The 15360-nt window shown below is 67.4% G+C and carries 11 protein-coding genes; 4 read left to right on the top strand and 7 right to left on the bottom strand.

Features of this window, described 5'->3' with window-relative positions; translation table 11 throughout:
- Positions 1–98: 98 nt before the first annotated feature.
- Genes fusA through rpsL form a run of 3 tightly spaced genes read right to left on the bottom strand, consistent with a single transcriptional unit; the run spans position 99 to position 3106 of the window.
- Positions 99–2222 (bottom strand): elongation factor G, encoded by a 2124-nt coding sequence (gene fusA / locus ACIHFE_RS11920; protein ID WP_400105722.1) that lies wholly within the window; start codon positions 2220–2222, stop codon positions 99–101.
- A gap of 39 nt (positions 2223–2261) precedes the next feature.
- Entirely contained in the window at positions 2262–2732 is a 471-nt protein-coding gene (gene rpsG, locus ACIHFE_RS11915; RefSeq protein WP_004950419.1) for a 30S ribosomal protein S7, read from the bottom strand.
- Positions 2733–2734: 2 nt separating this feature from the next.
- Positions 2735–3106 (bottom strand): 30S ribosomal protein S12, encoded by a 372-nt coding sequence (gene rpsL / locus ACIHFE_RS11910; RefSeq protein ID WP_003948652.1) that lies wholly within the window; start codon positions 3104–3106, stop codon positions 2735–2737.
- A gap of 559 nt (positions 3107–3665) precedes the next feature.
- Between rpsL and ACIHFE_RS11905 the strand changes: the two genes are divergently transcribed.
- Positions 3666–4376, top strand: coding sequence for a hypothetical protein (locus ACIHFE_RS11905; protein WP_400105721.1), 711 nt, complete (start codon positions 3666–3668; stop codon positions 4374–4376).
- Positions 4377–4517: 141 nt separating this feature from the next.
- Here ACIHFE_RS11905 and ACIHFE_RS11900 read toward each other — a convergent pair whose 3' ends face one another.
- Both ACIHFE_RS11900 and ACIHFE_RS11895 read right to left on the bottom strand, forming a co-directional pair.
- Positions 4518–4742, bottom strand: a complete 225-nt coding sequence (locus ACIHFE_RS11900) for a DUF397 domain-containing protein (protein WP_400105720.1) — start codon at positions 4740–4742, stop codon at positions 4518–4520.
- The gene (locus ACIHFE_RS11895) at positions 4726–5565 is read right to left on the bottom strand and encodes a Scr1 family TA system antitoxin-like transcriptional regulator (protein WP_400105719.1); all 840 of its coding nucleotides are present in this window, start codon (positions 5563–5565) and stop codon (positions 4726–4728) included. Before ACIHFE_RS11895 ends, ACIHFE_RS11900 begins: the two co-directional genes overlap by 17 nt.
- Before the next feature lie 109 nt (positions 5566–5674).
- Between ACIHFE_RS11895 and ACIHFE_RS11890 the strand changes: the two genes are divergently transcribed.
- The 3 genes from ACIHFE_RS11890 to ACIHFE_RS11880 are packed head-to-tail and all read left to right on the top strand — an operon-like array spanning position 5675 to position 7540.
- Positions 5675–5854: a hypothetical protein gene (locus ACIHFE_RS11890; protein WP_400105718.1), complete on the top strand. Its 180-nt coding sequence runs from the start codon at positions 5675–5677 to the stop codon at positions 5852–5854.
- The gene (locus tag ACIHFE_RS11885; protein ID WP_400105717.1) at positions 5851–6342 is read left to right on the top strand and encodes a hypothetical protein; all 492 of its coding nucleotides are present in this window, start codon (positions 5851–5853) and stop codon (positions 6340–6342) included. The genes ACIHFE_RS11890 and ACIHFE_RS11885 overlap by 4 nt, the downstream gene beginning before the upstream one ends.
- A 34-nt stretch (positions 6343–6376) precedes the next feature.
- Positions 6377–7540, top strand: coding sequence for an FAD-dependent monooxygenase (locus tag ACIHFE_RS11880; protein WP_400105716.1), 1164 nt, complete (start codon positions 6377–6379; stop codon positions 7538–7540).
- A gap of 58 nt (positions 7541–7598) precedes the next feature.
- On the opposite strand, the gene ACIHFE_RS11875 is transcribed toward ACIHFE_RS11880, so the two are convergent.
- Positions 7599–11498, bottom strand: coding sequence for a DNA-directed RNA polymerase subunit beta' (locus ACIHFE_RS11875; RefSeq protein WP_400105715.1), 3900 nt, complete (start codon positions 11496–11498; stop codon positions 7599–7601).
- Between the two features lie 127 nt (positions 11499–11625).
- Positions 11626–15108 (bottom strand): DNA-directed RNA polymerase subunit beta, encoded by a 3483-nt coding sequence (gene rpoB / locus ACIHFE_RS11870; protein WP_400105714.1) that lies wholly within the window; start codon positions 15106–15108, stop codon positions 11626–11628.
- Positions 15109–15360: the final 252 nt, after the last annotated feature.

Here is a 15360-nt window from a genome sequence, read left to right as displayed (position 1 = left end):
TCCGCCGGGGCACCCGCCGCAAGTGAATTGTGGCGGTATGCCCCGACAGCCGGTGTCAAGCCTAAAGCGTCGTTCCCGTCAATCAAGACGGGAGTCGATTACTCGCCCTTGGCCTTCGCGATGATCTCCTCGGCGACGTTCCGCGGAACCTCGGCGTAGGAGTCGAACTGCATCGAGTAGCTTGCGCGACCCGAGGTCTTGCTGCGGAGGTCGCCGACGTAGCCGAACATCTCCGACAGCGGTACCAGGCCCTTGACGAGCTTGGCGCCGTGGCGGTCTTCCATGGCCTGGATCTGACCGCGGCGGGAGTTGATGTCGCCGATCACGTCGCCCATGTAGTCCTCGGGGGTGGTGACCTCAACGGACATCATCGGCTCGAGCAGAGCCGGCGACGCCTTGCGGGCACCCTCCTTGAACGCCATGGAACCGGCGATCTTGAACGCGAGCTCGGAGGAGTCGACATCGTGGTAGGCACCGTCGAGCAGTACCACCTTGACGCCGGTCAGCGGGTAGCCCGCCAGCACACCGAACTCCATGGCCTCCTGGCAACCCGCGTCCACGGACGGGATGTACTCCCGCGGGATACGGCCACCGGTGACCTTGTTCTCGAACTCGTAGCCGTCGCCCTCGAGGGGCTCGATCGCGATCTGCACCTTGGCGAACTGACCGGAACCACCGGTCTGCTTCTTGTGGGTGTAGTCCACGCGCTCGACGGCCTTACGGATCGTCTCGCGGTACGCGACCTGCGGCTTGCCGACGTTGGCCTCGACCTTGAACTCACGCTTCATACGGTCGACCAGCACGTCGAGGTGCAGCTCGCCCATACCCGCGATGATGGTCTGGCCCGTCTCCTCGTCCGTGTGGACCTGGAAGGAGGGGTCCTCCTCCGCGAGACGCTGGATGGCGATACCCAGCTTCTCCTGGTCACCCTTGGACTTGGGCTCGATGGCGACCTGGATGACCGGCGCCGGGAAGTCCATCGACTCGAGGATCACCGGCTTCGCGGCGTCGCAGAGGGTCTCACCGGTGGTGGTCTGCTTCAGACCCATGACGGCGACGATGTCACCGGCACCCACCGAGTCGATCTCCTCACGCTTGTTCGCGTGCATCCGGTAGATCTTGCCGATGCGCTCCTTCTTGCCCTTCACGGAGTTCTGCACCTGAGTGCCGGCCTCCATGCGGCCCGAGTAGACCCGGACGAAGGTGAGCTTGCCGAGGTGCGGGTCGCTCATGATCTTGAACGCAAGGCCGGCGAACGGCTCGTCGTCGGACGGCTTGCGCTTGACGACCTCGTCGGGGTTGTTGACGGCGTGACCCTCAACAGCCTCGATGTCCAGCGGCGACGGCAGGTATCGGACGACTGCGTCGAGCAGGGGCTGAACGCCCTTGTTCTTGAACGCGGTGCCACAGAACACCGGGGTGACGGTGACGGAGTCGCCGCCGCCCTTCGACGCCAGAGTGATACGGCGGATGGCCGCGATCAGCTGCTCCTCGGTGGGCTCCTGGCCCTCGAGGAAGAGCTCCATCATCTCTTCGTCGTTCTCGGCAACGCCCTCGAGGAGCTTGCCGCGCCATTCCTCGGCAGCCTCGATGTGGGTGTCCGGGATGTCGACGACGTCGTACATCTCGCCCTTGGCGGCCTCGGCGGACCAGACCAGAGCCTTCATCTGGACGAGGTCGACCACGCCCTTGAAGTCGGCCTCGGCACCGATCGGCAGCTGCATGACCAGCGGAACCGCGCCCAGGCGGTCGACGATCATGTCGACACAGCGGTGGAACTCGGCGCCGGTGCGGTCCAGCTTGTTGACGAAGCAGATACGCGGCACGCCGTAGCGGTCCGCCTGACGCCAAACGGTCTCGGACTGCGGCTCAACACCGGCAACGCCGTCGAACACCGTCACGGCACCGTCGAGCACGCGCAGCGAGCGCTCCACCTCGACGGTGAAGTCGACGTGGCCCGGGGTGTCGATGATGTTGATGGTGTGGTCGACGTCGTTCAGCGGCCAGTGGCAGGTCGTCGCGGCAGACGTGATGGTGATGCCGCGCTCCTGCTCCTGCTCCATCCAGTCCATCGTGGCAGCGCCGTCGTGGACCTCACCGATCTTGTACGAAACACCGGTGTAGAACAGGATCCGCTCGGTGGTGGTCGTCTTGCCCGCGTCGATGTGGGCCATGATCCCGATGTTGCGGACCTTGGCCAGGTCAAGCGAAGTGGTGGCCATATGGCTCAGTCTTCTCTCGGTTCTCGATGGGGGTAGCGACTACCAGCGGTAGTGCGCGAAGGCCTTGTTGGACTCGGCCATCTTGTGCGTGTCCTCACGCTTCTTGACCGAGGCGCCGAGACCGTTCGAGGCGTCCAGCAGCTCGTTCATGAGGCGCTCGGTCATGGTCTTCTCACGACGGGCGCGGGAGTAACCGACCAGCCAGCGCAGCGCCAGGGTGGAGGCGCGGCCCGGACGGACCTCGACCGGCACCTGGTAGGTGGCGCCACCGACACGGCGGGACTTGACCTCAAGGGCGGGCTTGACGTTCTCAAGCGCGCGCTTCAGCGTGATGACCGGGTCGTTACCGGTCTTCTCGCGCAGGCCCTCCATGGCGCCGTACACGATGCGCTCGGCGGTGGAGCGCTTGCCGTGCAGCAGGATCTTGTTGATCAGCGAGGTGACAAGAGGAGAACCGTAGACCGGGTCGATGATGACCGGGCGCTTCGGGGCGGGGCCCTTACGAGGCATTCTTACTTCTCCTTCTTGGCGCCGTAGCGGCTGCGAGCCTGCTTGCGGTTCTTGACGCCCTGGGTGTCGAGCGAGCCACGGATGATCTTGTAGCGAACGCCCGGCAGGTCCTTCACACGACCGCCACGCACGAGCACGATGGAGTGCTCCTGCAGGTTGTGGCCCTCACCCGGAATGTAAGCGGTGACCTCGATGCCGGAGGTCAGACGCACACGCGCGACCTTACGGAGCGCCGAGTTCGGCTTCTTCGGGGTGGTCGTGAACACGCGGGTGCAGACGCCGCGGCGCTGGGGCGAACCCTCGAGTGCGGGCGTCTTGTTCTTCTCGACCTTGTCCTGCCGGCCCTTCCGGACCAGCTGCTGGATCGTAGGCACCGTTTCTCCGGTTTCTGTGTGCCGATCACGATAAAACTAACCTGGGGAGCGACACCGACCCACGCGGTCGGGTGTGTCGAAGGCTGCAGACCTCCGCCGAACGGCGATTGGGTGCAGATTTCGGCGTCTCCGAGTGGTCGTAGAACCCCTCGGATCCGGGTCTCCCGCACGGTCTGAAGGCACGCACAAGAGCCCGGGGACACCCCAGGCACAAGGTCAGAGCGTACCTACCGCATGGGCTGCGGTCAAAACAAATGCACACGCGGAGGACGCCCTGATGTGGGGTGTATGTCCTAGATCAGGGTCGCATGACGGGGGCGTTGTGGCACCCGGGGCGGGGACCGGCGCCCCATTGAACGGAGTCACCCGCACGGGGCGGCCATCCGGCCGACCGGCGCAGGCCCGCGCCGGGCTCGTCCCCGCGCACCACCGCACTCATGCCGCGTACGCCGGGGCACGCGGCGAACGCGCCTGACCCGGTCCCGCCGCGCCCGGCAAACTCGGCCATAGCGCATGCTGATGGCCTGCGGGGTGAACGCCGAGAGAGCGGAGTGACGCCATGTGGGGGTGGCGGCGTACCAAGGGCCAGTGGTCTGCCGAGGCCGGAGAAATCCTGCGCGACACGATCGAACGGGCCATGGAGAACCACCGGCTGCTGGACCGCGCGTATCAGCGGCTGGCGGACGCTCTGGAGCAGGTACGGAGCCTGCTGGGCCATGGGGACGGCCTGCCGGCCGACACGGTGCGGGCGCGGCTGGCGACGGTCCAGCCGACCCTGGACAACTGGCCCGGGGCCCGGGCCTCGTTCGACAGGACGGTGGCCGCCTGGCGCGACCCGGAAGGGGTCGCCCCGGAAGCGGTCCGGGAGGCGATAGAGACCTTCGCCATTCGCGGCGAGGGCGCGGCCGCGCTGAGGGAATCGGTCGACGGCGCGGCGGAGAACCTCCTAGGCCTCCGCGACAAGCTCCTGGAGATACGGGCCAGGCTGGCCCCCCTGCGCGAACGGGCCCACGCGGCCCTGACCGCCGCCCGGGCCGAGCTCAGCGGCTCGCCCGAACTCGACGCCGCCGAGGAGCAGTTGCACGCCCTGGACACCGGCCAGGTCGCGGTCGAGCCCAACCGCAGACTGACCGATGCCTACCGGGACGTGGAGCTCCGCCTCACGGCGCTGCGGGGCGCCCCCATAGGGGCGCGGGGAACTGCGCGACCAGCCACGGACGGCCCGCACCCGACACACAACGGCGATGACACGGGGCCAACCACAGGTTGACCAACCACCACATTGCAGGACGCCCCATAGGGGCGCGACCGCAATGCGCACCGCCGGCTCGCAGAGTTGCGGCGCGCCCCATAGGGGCGCGGGGAACTGCGCGACCAGCCACGGACGGCCCGCACCCGACACTCAACCGTTCTACAGCTCCAGCGAGGATGCACTCACCGCGCGCACGAACACCGCCCACGGTTCCGGGGGAAACGCGAGGGCGGGGCGAAGCGGGCTTTTCGAGTCCCGGACGGGGACAACACCGGATATGTTGTCGGCCACTTCGAGGCACGAGTTGCCGCCGCCACCAGCTCCGGACCCGCTGTACGTGCTCTTGCGCCACACCGCCGCGCCCAGGTCAACCGCCGCTCGCATCCGCGTACTCCTTTGCTACTGACTCGATCAGGGACAGGGATGCTTCCGGTGACAGCGCAGCAGACCTCACGAGGTCGTAAGAGAACTCGCACCGCTCGACCGTCGCCGGATCATCCAGCAATTCACCGGTATGAGAACCCTCCGTGTAGGCAACGGTGGGCTCTTCGTCGAAGGTCGTCAGACTGAGCACCCCGTCCAGGGCCGGAGATCCGGCAGCAAACGCCAGCACCTGCACGCCAACCCTGCGCGAGCGCACCAAAGAGGCGATGTGCAGCAACTGGCCGCGCATCACGGCGGCTCCTCCGACCTGCCGTCGGATGACGGCTTCATCAAGGACCGCCCAAAACACGGGCTTTGTTGGGTGGTCGAGAATCTGCGCACGCTCCAGGCGGGCGTCCACCCAGGTCTGGATTTCGTCTCCCGGGGCGAACGGGAACCCACCAAGGAACACGGCCCTCGCATAGTCGGCCGTTTGCAACAACCCCGGCACGAGCGTCGGAGCGAACTCGCGGATCGTCGCAGCACGCCCTTCGAGTTCGGCCGCCGCAGCGAAGAAGTGGTCGTACACGGAGCGGCAGATCAATTCCTCGTAGACCCGCTCAAAGTACTCACCCGTCTCCAGCTCCACATCAATCCGCTTAGCGAGTTCCAACTGCGGGCGTCGGATACCTGCCTCGATCTGCCCGATATACGAACCGGAACAGAACACCCGCTCCCCCAGCGCCTGCTGGGTAAACCCCGCCCTCTCGCGGCGCCGCTTCAGCTCTGAGCCGAAGAACCCCCACCTGATCCGAGCGCCATCGGACCGCCCAACGTTGGCCACGGCTTAACTCCCCTTCCATCAAGGGCCGTTGCAGCCCCGCACCCCCTCCCGAGCGTAGCCCGGAACCCCCACCCTGGGTGCCCACGCGAACCCGAAAGGTCACGCACCCATGCCCTACCCCACCGGCACCTACGTCGTAGACACCCGCACCGCCACCCTCGCCCAAGTGATGGAGTGGGAACCCCACACCGTCCACATCCGCCCGCCCCGCGGCGGCCTCGAATGGGAGGCGCCCCCGCACGCCCTGCGCCCGGCAACCCCCGAGGAGCGCGAGGAGGCACGGCCATGACCTGGACCTCGCCCTACAGCGGCCGGACCTTCACCACCCGCCCCGAGGGCGGGTTCGCTGAACCACCCGCCACAGAGCACGCCACCACCGCGTTCCACACTCACCACCACCCCCTCGCCCAGGGCGATGCGTCCTCAACTCCCCTCACCGAGCGGGAGTTCTGCCGTCCCGCCGTCGAACTGGCCCTCAGCCTGCGACTGCGCGACTGCCGCCAACAACTCGCCGCCAAACGCTACGGCGTACGCCCGCTCTGGCTGACCGACCCCGCCGGCGACTCCTGGGCCTGCGTCCTCTTCCGTGACGACGGCCTGCCCACCCTCACCTGGCAGGGCGGCCCCCGCCGCCTCTGGGACGAGGCCGAGGCCGCCTACCGCTGGTGGACCCGGCAGGGCGAACCCCCCTGCCACCGCTTCGGACTGACCGTCACTCCCCACGGCCGCCACATCTGGTTCCACAAGCCCGGCAACGTCCTCCTCACCACCCCCTGACGCCGCTGCCGTCCGGCCGCTAACCTCCTCCCCCATGTCGCGATTCCTGATCGCCGGTGGCGGCATCGGCGGACTCGCCGTTGCCCTGGGCCTCGCCCGGCAAGGCCACCGGGCCCATGTGCTGGAGGCCACCGACCAGTTCGCCGAGCTGGGGGCCGGCATCCAGCTGGCGGCCAACGCCTTTCACGCGCTCGACCGGCTGGGTGTGGGAGACGCGGTACGGGCCGAGGCCGTCCATGTCGACGGGCTACGGCTGATGGACGGGCTGTCCGGCGCCACCCTGGCCGCGCTGCCGCTGGGCGAGCGGTACCGGCAGCGGCTCGGCAACACCTATGCGGTGGTGCACCGGGGCGACCTCTACGCCCCGCTGCTGCGGGCCTGCCGGGCGGAGCCATCGGTCACCCTGCGGGCCGGCGCCACCGTGACCAGGTACCGGGCCACCGCCGAGGGCGTGCGCGTCCGCCTGGCCTCCGGCGAGGAGGTGGCGGGGGACGCGCTGATCGGGGCGGACGGCATCCGGTCGGTGGTCCGGCAGGGGCTGCTGGGGGACGGCCCGGCCCGGGTGGTGGGCCACACCACCCACCGGGCGATAGTGCCGGCCGAGGCCGTACCGGCGGCGCTGCGGTGGCCGGAGGTCCGGCTGTGGGCCGGGCCGGGCTGGCACTTCATCCACTACCCGGTCAGCGGCGGACGGGAGCTCAACCTGGTGGCCACCCAGGACGACGGCGCCACCGCCGCACTGTCCGGGGAGCCCACCCCGCGCGAGGAGGTGCTGGCCCGCTTCCGGGAGCTGCATCCCACGCCCCGCGCCCTGCTGGAGCTGGGGCGGGAGTGGCGCACCTGGACGCTGGGCGACCGCGAGCCGGTGGACCGCTGGGCGGACGGCCGGGTGGTGCTCATCGGGGACGCCGCCCACCCGATACAGCCCTACGCGGCCCAGGGCGCCTGCCAGGCGCTGGAGGACGCGGTGGAGCTGGCCGCGCTGCTGGGGCCGGGCACCGACCCCGCCATGGCCTTCGCCCGGTTCACCGAAGTACGCCGCGAGCGGGTGCGGCGGGTGCAGCAGGCGGCCCGCTGGATGGTGGAGGAGCTGTACCACCCGGCGGGCGAGGCGGCCGCGGCCCGGCAGGCGCTGCTGTCCCGGCTGGGCACCGAGGAGCTGTACGACGCGCTGGCCTGGCTGCACGCGTACCCGTAAAACGCCGCAGGGCGGCCACCCCGTGAAGGGTGACCGCCCTGCTGAGCGCTGAGGCGACTTACTGGTTGTACGGACCGTAGTCGTAGTCCTCCAGCGGAACCGCCTGACCCGAACCCGTCCCGAAGGGCGAGTAGTCGATGTCGTCGTAGCCGACGGCCGAGTACATCGCGGCCTTGGCCTCCTCGGTGGGCTCCACCCGGATGTTGCGGTAGCGGGACAGACCCGTACCGGCCGGGATGAGCTTACCGATGATGACGTTCTCCTTGAGGCCGATGAGGCTGTCGGACTTGGCGTTGATCGCCGCATCCGTCAGGACTCGGGTCGTCTCCTGGAAGGAGGCGGCCGACAGCCAGGACTCCGTCGCCAGCGAGGCCTTGGTGATACCCATCAGCTGCGGACGGCCGGAGGCCGGGTGGCCACCCTCCGTCACAACCCGACGGTTCTCGGACTCGAAGCGCGAACGCTCCACCAGCTCGCCCGGCAGCAGCTCCGCGTCGCCGGACTCGATGATCGTCACCCGGCGCAGCATCTGCCGGATGATGATCTCGATGTGCTTGTCGTGGATCGACACACCCTGCGAGTTGTAGACCTTCTGGACCTCGCCGACCAGGTGGACCTGGACGGCACGCTGGCCCAGAATGCGCAGCACGTCGTGCGGGTTGGTGGCACCCACGGTGAGCTTCTGGCCCACCTCGACGTGGTCGCCCTCGCCGACCAGCAGACGGGCACGCTTGGAGATCGCGAAGGCGGTCTCGTCGGAGCCGTCGTCCGGGGTGACGACGATCTTCTTGGTCTTCTCGGTCTCCTCGATCCGCACGCGGCCGGCGGCCTCGGAGATCGGGGCGACACCCTTCGGGGTACGGGCCTCGAAGAGCTCGACGACACGGGGCAGACCCTGGGTGATGTCGTCACCGGCCACACCACCGGTGTGGAAGGTACGCATCGTCAGCTGGGTACCGGGCTCACCGATGGACTGGGCGGCGATGATGCCGACCGCCTCACCGATGTCCACCAGCTTGCCGGTCGCCAGCGAGCGGCCGTAGCAGAAGGCACAGGTGCCGACCGCGGACTCACAGGTGAGGACCGAGCGGGTCTTGACCGTCTCCACGCCGTGCGCGACCAGCTGGTCGATGAGCACGTCGCCGAGGTCGACATTGGCCGGCGCGATGACCTTGCCGTCGACGACCACGTCCTCCGCCAGCATGCGGGCGTAGACGCTGGTCTCGACATCCTCGGCCTTGCGCAGGACGCCGTTCTCGTCCTTGGCCGCGATCGCCAGCTTGAGGCCGCGGTCGGTGCCACAGTCCTCTTCGCGGATGATCACGTCCTGGGAGACGTCCACCAGACGACGGGTCAGGTAACCCGAGTCGGCGGTACGGAGGGCGGTGTCCGCGAGACCCTTACGGGCACCGTGGGTGGAGATGAAGTACTCCAGCACGGACAGACCCTCACGGAACGACGCCTTAATGGGTCGCGGGATGGTCTCGTTCTTCGCGTTCGACACCAGACCACGCATACCGGCGATCTGCCGCATCTGCATCATGTTTCCTCGGGCACCCGAGTCAACCATCATGAAGATGGGGTTCGTCTTGGGGAAGTTCGCGTTCATCGCCTCGGCAACCTCGTTGGTCGCCTTGGTCCAGATCGCGATCAGTTCCTGCGTGCGCTCGTCCTTGGTGATCAGACCGCGCTCGTACTGCTTCTGGACCTTCTCGTCCTGGGCCTCGTAGCCCTTGACGATCTCCCGCTTCGCCTCGGGAACGACGATGTCGGAGACGGCCACGGTGACACCGGAACGGGTCGCCCAGTAGAAGCCGGACGCCTTCAGGTTGTCGAGCGTCGCCGCCACGATGACCTTGGGGTAGCGCTCGGCCAGGTCGTTGACGATCTCGGAGAGCTGCTTCTTGCCCACCGAGTAGTCGACGAACGGGTAGTCCTCGGGCAGCAGCTCATTGAAGAGCGCACGACCCAGGGTGGTGCGCAGGCGGAAGCTGTCGCCCTGCTGCCACTCCGGCTCGCCCTCCTCGGCGACCGGGGGAACCCAGCCGCGCGGGGGAACGGTGCCGATCGGGAAGCGGATGTCGATCTTCGCCTGGAGCGAGAGCTCCCGGGCGTCGAACGCCATGATCGCCTCGGCGACCGAACCGAAGGCCCGGCCCTCACCGCGGACCTCGCGCTCCTCCTCATCGGTGGTGAGGAAGAACAGGCCCAGCACCATGTCCTGGGTCGGCATGGTGACCGGACGGCCGTCGGCCGGCTTGAGGATGTTGTTCGAGGACAGCATCAGGATGCGGGCCTCGGCCTGCGCCTCCGCGGAGAGCGGCAGGTGGACGGCCATCTGGTCACCGTCGAAGTCCGCGTTGAACGCGGTGCAGACGAGCGGGTGGATCTGGATGGCCTTGCCCTCGACCAGCTGCGGCTCGAAGGCCTGGATGCCGAGGCGGTGCAGCGTGGGCGCACGGTTCAGCAGCACCGGGTGCTCGGCGATGACCTCTTCGAGGACGTCGTACACCACGGTGCGGCCGCGCTCGACCATGCGCTTGGCCGACTTGATGTTCTGCGCGTGGTTCAGGTCCACCAGGCGCTTCATCACGAAGGGCTTGAACAGCTCCAGCGCCATGGCCTTGGGCAGACCACACTGGTGCAGCTTGAGCTGCGGGCCGACGACGATGACGGAACGCGCCGAGTAGTCGACTCGCTTGCCGAGCAGGTTCTGACGGAAGCGACCCTGCTTGCCCTTGAGCATGTCGGACAGCGACTTCAGCGGACGGTTGCCGGGGCCCGTCACCGGGCGGCCACGACGGCCGTTGTCGAAGAGCGCGTCCACGGCCTCCTGAAGCATGCGCTTCTCGTTGTTCACGATGATCTCGGGGGCACCGAGGTCAAGGAGACGCTTGAGGCGGTTGTTGCGGTTGATGACGCGGCGGTACAGGTCGTTCAGGTCGGAGGTCGCGAAGCGGCCACCGTCCAGCTGCACCATCGGACGCAGGTCCGGCGGGATCACCGGGATGCAGTCCAGCACCATGCCGCTGGGGCTGTTGCGGGTCTGCAGGAAGGCGGAGACGACCTTGAGGCGCTTGAGCGCACGGGTCTTCTTCTGGCCCTTGCCGGTCCGGATGATCTCGCGGAGGCGCTCGGCCTCCTCGTCCAGGTCGAAGGACTCCAGGCGCTTCTGCAGCGCCGCGGCGCCCATCGCACCCGAGAAGTAGGTGCCGAAGCGGTCGCGCAGCTCGCGGTAGAGCAGCTCGTCGCCCTCGAGGTCCTGGACCTTGAGGTTCTTGAAGCGGCTCCAGACCTCGTCCAGGCGGTCGATCTCGCGCTGCGCACGGTCGCGCAGCTGCTTCATCTCACGCTCGGCACCCTCGCGCACCTTGCGGCGCACATCGGCCTTGGCGCCCTCGGCCTCCAGCTCGGCCAGGTCGGTCTCGAGCTTCTTGGCGCGGGCCTCCAGGTCGGCGTCCCGGCGCTGCTCGATCTGCTGGCGCTCGACGGAGACATGGGCCTCCAGCGAGGGCAGGTCACGCGTGCGGCGCTCCTCGTCGACGTACGTGATCATGTACGCCGCGAAGTAGATGACCTTCTCCAGGTCCTTCGGGGCCAGGTCCAGCAGGTAGCCCAGGCGGGACGGAACGCCCTTGAAGTACCAGATGTGGGTGACGGGGGCGGCGAGCTCGATGTGGCCCATCCGCTCACGGCGCACCTTGGCGCGGGTGACCTCGACGCCACAGCGCTCACAGATGATGCCCTTGAAGCGGACACGCTTGTACTTGCCGCAGTAGCACTCCCAGTCCCGGGTGGGGCCGAAGATCTTCTCGCAGAAGAGCCCGTCCTTTTCCGGCTTCAGGGTGCGGTAGTTGATGGTCTCCGGCTTCTTGACCTCGCCGTGGGACCAGGTTCGGATGTCGTCCGCGGTCGCCAGGCCGATCCGCAGCTCGTCGAAGAAGTTGACGTCGAGCACTTTGTCGTCAATCCCTCTTTCAGGGTTCGTGCCCTCCCGCCCGTGAGCGGGATATGGGCTCTACATCAGTGGTCTGGGGGTCCGAGGACGGTGGGGGGCTTCCGGGGGAAGCCCCCCACCAGACCCGTCAGACCTCTTCGACGCTGCTCGGCTCGCGCCGGGACAGGTCGATACCGAGCTCCTCCGCAGCGCGGAAGACGTCCTCGTCGGTGTCGCGCATCTCGATGGACATGCCGTCCGAGGACAGCACCTCCACGTTGAGGCACAGAGACTGCATCTCCTTGATGAGCACCTTGAAGGACTCGGGGATGCCGGGCTCGGGGATGTTCTCGCCCTTGACGATCGCCTCGTAGACCTTCACTCGGCCGGTGACGTCGTCGGACTTGATGGTCAGCAGCTCCTGGAGGGCGTACGCGGCGCCATAAGCCTCCAGCGCCCACACCTCCATCTCACCGAAGCGCTGGCCACCGAACTGAGCCTTACCACCCAGCGGCTGCTGGGTGATCATGGAGTACGGGCCGGTCGACCGGGCGTGCAGCTTGTCGTCGACCAGGTGGTGCAGCTTGAGGATGTACATGTACCCGACCGAGATCGGGTCCGGGAACGGCTCGCCGGAGCGGCCGTCGAACATCCGGGCCTTACCGGACGGAAGCACCATGCGCTCGCCGTCACGGTTGGGGATGGTGGACTCGAACAGACCGGCGATCTCGTCCTCACGGGCACCGTCGAAGACCGGGGTCGCGACGTTGGTGCCCGGTGCGACGTCGTCGGCGCCGATGCGCTGCAGACGCTTCATCCACTCTTCGTCGCCCTCGACCTTCCAGCCACGGCTGGCCAGCCAGCCGAGGTGGATCTCAAGGACCTGTCCCGGGTTCATTCGGGACGGGACACCGAGCGGGTTGAGGATGATGTCGACCGGGGTGCCGTCCTCCAGGAAGGGCATGTCCTCGACCGGAAGGATCTTGGAGATAACACCCTTGTTGCCGTGGCGGCCGGCGAGCTTGTCACCATCGGTGATCTTGCGCTTCTGGGCCACGTAGACGCGGACCAGCTGGTTGACGCCCGGCGGGAGCTCGTCGCCCTCTTCGCGGTCGAAGACGCGGACGCCGATGACCTTGCCGATCTCACCGTGCGGGACCTTCAGCGAGGTGTCACGGACCTCACGGGCCTTCTCACCGAAGATCGCGCGGAGCAGGCGCTCCTCCGGGGTCAGCTCGGTCTCACCCTTCGGGGTGACCTTGCCGACCAGGATGTCGCCGGCCACGACCTCGGCACCGATGCGGATGATGCCGCGCTCGTCGAGGTCGGCCAGGACCTCCTCGGAGACGTTCGGGATGTCCCGGGTGATCTCCTCGGGGCCCAGCTTGGTGTCCCGGGCGTCGACCTCGTGCTCCTCGATGTGGATCGAGGAGAGGACGTCGTCCTGCACGAGGCGCTGCGACAGGATGATCGCGTCCTCGTAGTTGTGGCCCTCCCACGGCATGAACGCCACGAGCAGGTTCTTGCCGAGGGCCATCTCGCCCTCGTCCGTGGACGGACCGTCGGCCAGCACCTGGCCGGACACCACGCGGGCGCCCTCGTCCACGACCACCTTCTGGTTGAAGGAGGTGCCCTGGTTGGAGCGGGAGAACTTGGCGACCCGGTAGGTGTTGTAGGTGCCGTCGTCGTTGGCCACCGTCACGTAGTCGGCGGAGACCTCCTGGACGACACCGTCCTTCTCGGCCTTGATGACGTCGCCGGCGTCGACCGCGCAGCGGTACTCCATGCCGGTGCCGACCAGCGGCGCCTCCGCCTTGATCAGCGGAACGGCCTGGCGCATCATGTTCGATCCCATGAGCGCGCGGTTGGCGTCGTCGTGCTCGAGGAACGGAATCATGGCGGTCGCGACCGACACCATCTGGCGCGGCGAGACGTCCATGTAGTCGACCTCGTCCGGGGCGACGTAGTCGATCTCGCCGCCACGGCGGCGGACCAGGACGCGGCTCTCGGCGTACCGCAGGTCGTCGGTCAGCGGCGCGTTGGCCTGCGCGATGACGAAGCGGTCTTCCTCATCGGCGGTCAGGTAGTTGACCTCGTCGGTGACCTGGCCGTCGATGACCTTGCGGTACGGGGTCTCGACAAAGCCGAAGGCGTTGACCCGGCCGTAGGAGGCGAGCGAGCCGATCAGACCGATGTTCGGGCCTTCCGGCGTCTCAATCGGGCACATACGGCCGTAGTGCGACGGGTGGACGTCTCGGACCTCGAAGCCGGCCCGCTCACGGGAGAGACCACCCGGACCCAGCGCCGACAGACGGCGCTTGTGGGTCAGACCCGAGAGGGGGTTGGTCTGGTCCATGAACTGGGACAGCTGGCTGGTGCCGAAGAACTCCTTGATGGAGGCGACGACCGGCCGGATGTTGATCAGGGTCTGCGGCGTGATCGCCTCGACGTCCTGGGTGGTCATCCGCTCGCGGACAACGCGCTCCATACGAGCCAGACCGGTGCGGACCTGGTTCTGGATGAGCTCGCCGACGTTGCGCAGACGACGGTTGCCGAAGTGGTCGATGTCGTCGGTCTCGACGACGATCTGCGAGCCGTTCTCACCGACGGTCTCGACCTCACCGGCGTGCAGCTTCACCAGGTACTTGATGGTCGCGATCACGTCGTCGACGGTCAGCACACCGGCGTCGAGCGGAGCGTCCGCACCCAGCTTCTTGTTGACCTTGTAGCGGCCGACCTTGGCCAGGTCGTAGCGCTTGGGGTTGAAGTAGAGGTTCTCCAGCAGCGTCTGCGCGGCCTCACGGGTCGGCGGCTCGCCCGGGCGCAGCTTGCGGTAGATGTCCAGCAGCGCGTCGTCCTGGCCCTGGGTGTGGTCCTTCTCCAGGGTGGCGCGCATGGACTCGTACTCGCCGAACTCCTCGAGGATCTGCTCGGTGGTCCAGCCGAGCGCCTTGAGCAGGACGGTGACGGACTGCTTGCGCTTGCGGTCGATGCGGACACCGACCATGTCGCGCTTGTCGACCTCCATCTCCAGCCAGGCACCCCGGGACGGGATGATCTTGGCGGTGAAGATGTCCTTGTCGGACGTCTTGTCGATGGAGGAGTCGAAGTAGACACCGGGGGAACGGACCAGCTGCGAGACCACGACACGCTCGGTGCCGTTGATGCAGAAGGTGCCCTTGGGCGTCATGAGCGGGAAGTCGCCCATGAAGACCGTCTGGGACTTGATCTCACCGGTCTCGTTGTTGGTGAACTCGGCCGTGACGAAGAGCGGGGCCGCGTACGTGAAGTCGCGCTCCTTGCACTCGTCGATGGAGTTCTTCGGGGGCTCGAAACGGTGATCGCGGAAAGTCAGCGACATCGACCCGGAGAAGTCCTCGATCGGAGAGATCTCCTCGAAGATCTCTTCCAGACCGGACTTCGTGGGGACGTCCTCACCACGGTCCAGCGCAGCCTCGACGCGAGCCTTCCAGGCCGCGTTGCCGAGCAGCCAGTCGAAGCTCTCGGTCTGCAGCGCAAGGAGGTTCGGAACCTCGAGGGGCTCCTTGATCTTCGCAAAAGAGATGCGCAGCGGGGCAGTGCTGGCGCCGTTGTTCGTATTGGCGGTCGAGGCGTTGCGCGAGGCGGCCAAGAGGGGGTCCTTCCGAGGGCTCGGACTCACTACGCGCGTACCGGCCCCACCTCGTGCATACGGCTGGAAATTCCCAGGTCAGCGGGTTTCCATCAGCATTGCTCGGCGGTGGGCATGCCCCTGGTGACGGGCAGGGAGCAGCTAACAGGCAGCGCAAAGGGTCAGTGTAGCCACTTGGCCCACTGATGTCCAGAGCGGATGTCCCGAGACCGGTGCGATACCAATCTCTCCCTCCGGGATCCTGTTGTCCTC

The sequence above is a fragment of the Streptomyces sp. NPDC052396 genome, from assembly GCF_044593195.1.
Classification (GTDB): Bacteria; Actinomycetota; Actinomycetes; order Streptomycetales; family Streptomycetaceae; genus Streptomyces.
This window is presented reverse-complemented; position numbering and strand designations above follow the sequence as displayed.